At 33.5% G+C, this 5,366-nt stretch carries 3 protein-coding genes and 2 pseudogenes; all 5 read left to right on the forward strand.

Annotation, left to right across the window (positions count from 1 at the left end):
* Window positions 1-242 (forward strand): annotated as a pseudogene (locus tag J7E16_RS07500) (xylose isomerase); the annotation flags it as partial.
* A 27-nt stretch (window positions 243-269) separates the two neighbouring features.
* Entirely contained in the window at window positions 270-1,889 is a 1,620-nt protein-coding gene (locus J7E16_RS07505; RefSeq protein WP_214890511.1) for a glycoside hydrolase family 43 protein, read from the forward strand.
* A 197-nt stretch (window positions 1,890-2,086) separates the two neighbouring features.
* Complete coding sequence (gene xylB, locus J7E16_RS07510; protein ID WP_214890514.1) at window positions 2,087-3,565, forward strand: xylulokinase; 1,479 nt, start codon at window positions 2,087-2,089, stop codon at window positions 3,563-3,565.
* Window positions 3,566-3,601: 36 nt separating this feature from the next.
* A complete protein-coding gene (locus tag J7E16_RS07515) occupies window positions 3,602-4,636 on the forward strand; it encodes an aldose epimerase family protein (RefSeq protein ID WP_214890517.1) in 1,035 nt (344 codons plus the stop codon).
* 482 nt (window positions 4,637-5,118) lie between these two features.
* Window positions 5,119-5,366, forward strand: a pseudogene (locus J7E16_RS07520) (xylose isomerase); the annotation flags it as partial.

The following is a 5,366-nucleotide window of genomic DNA, read 5'->3' on the forward strand; positions in this document are numbered from 1 at the left end:
CAGGAATGGATACTTATGCTAGAGGATTAAAAGCAGCTGCCAAAATAAAAGAAACGCGCTTCTTAGATGAACTAAAAGAAAAACGTTATGCAAGTTATGAAACAGGTATTGGTTCAGATATTATTTCTGGGAAAGCAGATTTAGAAACATTGACAACTTATGCTTTAGAACATGACGAAATCAAAAATGAATCAACTCATATTGAATACGTTAAATCAAAATTAAATGATTACTTAATTTAATAAATAATTTTAACGAGGAGGAAGGATATGATTATTAAAAACCCTGCATTAAGAGGTTTTAATGCAGACCCCTCAATTGTTAGAGTAGACGATACGTATTATATTGCAAACTCAACATTTGAATGGTTTCCTGGAGTACAAATTCATGAATCAAAAGACTTAGTCAATTGGAAATTAATTACGCACCCATTGTCAACAACAACGCTACTGGATATGAAAGGCAACAAAGATTCTGGCGGAATTTGGGCTCCTGACCTTTCATATGTCGATGGCAAGTTTTGGTTAGTATATACAGACGTAAAAGTCATTGAGGGTTCATTTAAAGACGGGACTAATTACTTGACTACTGCAGAAAATATCTATGGACCATGGAGTGATCCGATAAAATTAAACGGTGTTGGCTTTGATGCATCACTATTTCATGACGATGACGGGAAAAAATACCTTGTTCAAATGGAATGGGATCATCGAGAGTATCATCATTCTTTTAATGGAATAAAATTAACTGAGTATTCTGTGGAGCAACAAAAATTGTTGCCTAAAACTGCTAAAATTATTTATCAGGGTACAGATGTTAGATTAGTTGAAGGACCACATATCTATAAAATATTCGGATACTATTACCTTTTTGCTGCAGAGGGTGGAACTGTTTATACACATCAAGAAGTTGTCGCTCGTTCAAAAGATCTCTTTGGAAATTACAAAACTCAACCTGGTGATGCATTCTTAACGGCATATGATTCTCCAAGGAATTACCTTCAGAAATGTGGACATGGCTCCTTAGTGGAAACGCCTGGTGGAGAATGGTATTTTGCCCACTTGACTGGGAGACCTTGGCATCATTCAATAGAATCAGTAACTGAGCCTAGAGGATGGTGTACATTAGGGAGAGAAACAGCTATTCAAAAGGTAAAATGGGACGAAGAAAAATGGCCCATGATTGTTGGTGGCAAGCAAGGTGCTAAAGAAGTTGAAGCACCAAAAGATGCAATTGAAACGCTTTTTGAATTAAATTATCTTGAAAAAGATGATTTTGATAAAAAAGAATTAAACATTCATTTTAATACCTTAAGAGTTCCTTTTAACGATTATTTGGGATCCTTGAAGGCCAATCCAGGACATCTTCGTTTGGTAGGTCGTGGTTCTCTCACAAATGAGCACGAACAAGCCTTAGTAGCTCGTCGCTGGCAAGCATTTGAATTTGATGCAGAGACAGCAGTGATGTATCAGCCAACAACGCACCAGCAGATGGCCGGACTGGTCAATTATTATAATACTCAACATTGGTCAATGATCCAAGTTACATGGAATGAAATCAATGGGCGAGTTATTGAAATTACACAGAATAACCGTGGTCAACTTACAAGTTTTCTTAAAGAAGAAGCTGTTAAAGTACCCGAAAGTGTTGATTATATTTATTTGAAAGTAAAAGTACGTACCAACTATTATACCTATTCCTATTCCTTTGATGGAATCATGTGGATAGATATTCCAGTGAAATTGGATGCTAAAATTTTATCTGATGATTATGTCAACCAATCTTACGGTGGATTTTTCACAGGTGCGTTTGTAGGAATGGCGAATGTTGACTATTCTGGGTATGAACTAGAAGCTGATTTTGATTATTTCTCTTATAAGGAAAAATAATCAAAATCGATTTATTAGAACAAACAGTAAATAGATAGTAAAAATGACCTTTTACAGCAGTTTAAGACAAAATTTCTTAAACTAGGCTGTAAGAGGTTTTATTTATACCGGTGTAAAAGTGAAGTAATCATTTTTAATAAAGAAAGAAAAAGATATATAGTGTAAAAATAATTCTAACAAGGTGAGGAGAAAATTATATGACATATGTATTAGGATTAGATTTAGGTACAGGTTCTTTAAAGGGCTTATTAATGACAAAGGATGGAACAATTATAACTACAAAGTCAGCAAACTATCCTTTAATTTCACCACAACCTGGGTATAGTGAACAAAATCCAACAGAATGGTTGAAAGCTGCAGAGCAAGTAATACATGAAATTATTGATGAAGTTCCAGAAGCAAGTACAGGAATTCAAGGTATCAGTTTTTCGGGGCAAATGCATAGTTTAGTGTTACTAGATGACAAAAATCAGGTTTTAAGAAATGCTATTTTGTGGAATGATGTGAGAACGACTAAACAATGTGTAGAAATTACAGAAAAATTAAAAGAAGATTTAATTACTATTACAAAGAACCGTGCCCTAGAAGGTTTCACGCTACCTAAAATATTATGGGTGAAAGAGAATGAGCCAAAGATATGGGAACAAGTATCACAATTTCTTCTACCTAAAGATTACTTGGGATATTGGTTAACTGGAAATAAACAGATGGAATATTCTGATGCTTCAGGAACCTTATTATTAGACGTTGAGAATAAACAATGGAGTCAAAAAATATTAAAAGCGTTTGATATAAATGAACAGATTTGCCCATCCCTTGTATATTCTACTGATTGTATCGGAATAGTTCGCGAAGAGTTACTTGAAAAATTAAGCTTAAAAGGCAAAATAGAAGTTTTTGCAGGTGGAGCAGATAATGCATGTGCCGCTGTAGGATCTGGTATTGTTAAGGAAGGTCTAGCTTTAGCAAGTATCGGGACGTCAGGAGTCTTTTTATCATATGAAGAGACAGGTGATAAGAACTATGAAGGTGATTTACATTACTTTAACCATGCTGCAAAGGATGCCTACTATTCGATGGGGGTTACATTAGCAGCAGGACATAGTCTGACCTGGTACAAAAATACTTTTGCAGAAAATGAAACGTATGATGAATTGCTAAAAAAAGTAGATACTATACCAGTGGGTTCGGACGGATTGTACTTTACGCCTTATATTGTTGGAGAACGTACTCCATATGTGGATAGTAAAGTTCGAGGAACTTTTATCGGAATTGATGCTAACCACACAAAGAATCACTTTACTCGAGCTGTACTAGAGGGAATTACTTACTCATTAAAAGATTCACAAATTTTAATGGAGAAAAAGTCTGGTAAATCATTTAACAAAGTTGTATCTGTAGGTGGAGGAGCAAAAAATAGTGATTGGTTACAGATGCAAGCAGATATCTTTGATGCAACGATTGTAACGATGTCGACAGAGCAAGGACCAGCTATGGGAGCCTCTATGATAGCAGCCGTAGGAGTAGGTTGGTTTGCTGATTTGGAAAAATGTGCAGAAAAAGTTGTTTCTTATAAGAAAGAGATTTTTCCAATACCAGAAAATGTAGAGAAATACAAAATTTTCTATAAAAAATATAATGAAATTTATCCAAGTACTAAAGATTTTTTCCGTTAAATATAAATTGTAATTAAACAAGTATGGTGGTGCGAGATGGATATAAAAGTTCAGACAGTGAATAATAAATGGAAACTATTCAGCCTTCTCAATGATAAAGGAATGGAAGTACAATTTTTAAACTATGGTGGAATAATCACAAAAATTTTAGTTCCAGATAAGAATAGCAATATAGCAAATATTGTTTTAGGATATTCAGACTATAAAGATTATGAGTCAGATCAAAATTTCTTTGGTGCCATAATTGGTCCCGTTGCTGGCAGGATTGAAGGAGCTAAATTCTCACTTAATGAAGAAAAGTTTAATTTGGAAAAGAATGATGGCAATCATCATTTACATGGTGGAACAGATTCATTCCATCATATTGTATGGAAGACTGAAAGTTTTAAAAAAGATCATAGTGTAGGTGTTACTCTAAGCTATTTAAGAAAAGATGGAGAAAATGTTTATCCAGGAAATCTGGATGTATCGGTCACTTATACACTGACGAATAATAATCAATTTATAATTGATTATTGGGCAACTACAGATAAAAAAACGCCAGTAACGTTAACAAATCATTCCTATTTTAATTTATCAGGAAATTTAGATAGTACTATCCATAATCATCGATTAATCATAGATAGTTGCAAATTTCTTGAGCTTGATAAAGAATTAATTCCTACTGGAGAAATTAAAGATGCAATAAATACAAATTTTGATTTTAGAAAAGGGAAAAAAATTAGTGATGGAATAACCTCTCAAACAGGGCAAAATAGAATTGTGGGTAACGGTTATGATCATTACGTTATATTCGATCATGATAAAAAAGAGAATGTTGTTGTTAGAGAAGAAATAAGCGGTAGAATTCTTAAGATTAAAACTAATCAACCTGGTATGGTTCTGTATACAGGCCAGAATTTAGTAGAGGGTCTTGAATTATCTGGAGGTACATCAAAAAAATATTCAGGAGTGTGTTTTGAAACGCAATCGTCGGCGGCATCGTTACATCATCGAGAGTTACCATCAATCATATTAGAGGCTGGCGAAACATATGAAAAACAAACATTATTCTCATTTGATGTAGAATAATAAACAGTTGTATATCCTTCAAGTTAAATCAAGTTCGAAAACAATTAGTGAGTGATATATAAACTTTGGCTCTATGTCAAATGGTGTGGATGAGTTAAATTTGCTTAAAATAAAATCTAGTTTAGGCAGCGTGAGATAAATGACTCACGCTGTTTTTTTCGCTTCTTCCATTTAGACTATAGTACAAAAATTCATTTATACTAATACTAGCATGAATACCGCTATTAGTATTTACACTAACAAAGTCATCTTCTGTTGAAAAAGTATTTTCTGAAAGAGCTGTTTTTCTTTTTGGAATAAAAGTAAGTAATAAATTATTATGTATAGAAAAACTTTTGATATATTTTCTTATAGAAGATCGGTATATATTGGAAATGAAAGGGTTGACAACTTAATTATATAAGATTATAGTTAAGTTAATAGGTTAGTTTGATAAACAAACAAACCTATTAACGATGTTAAAATTAGGAGGTCTATTGATTATGACATATTTTCCATCTATCGATAAAATTAAATATGAAGGTGCCGAATCAACAAATCCTTTCGCATTCCGTTATTACAATCCGGAAGAAGTAGTACTAGGAAAAACCATGAAAGAACAGTTGCGTTTCTCAGTGGCTTATTGGCATACATTTACAAATGATGGGTCAGATCCATTTGGTAAAGGCGTCAATCAAAGAGATTGGTTAACGGATGACCCAATGGAAATGGCAAAAAACAGAGTAGAAGC

The sequence above is a fragment of the Carnobacterium sp. ISL-102 genome, from assembly GCF_018612935.1.
GTDB classification, from domain to species: domain Bacteria; phylum Bacillota; class Bacilli; order Lactobacillales; family Carnobacteriaceae; genus Carnobacterium_B; species Carnobacterium_B alterfunditum.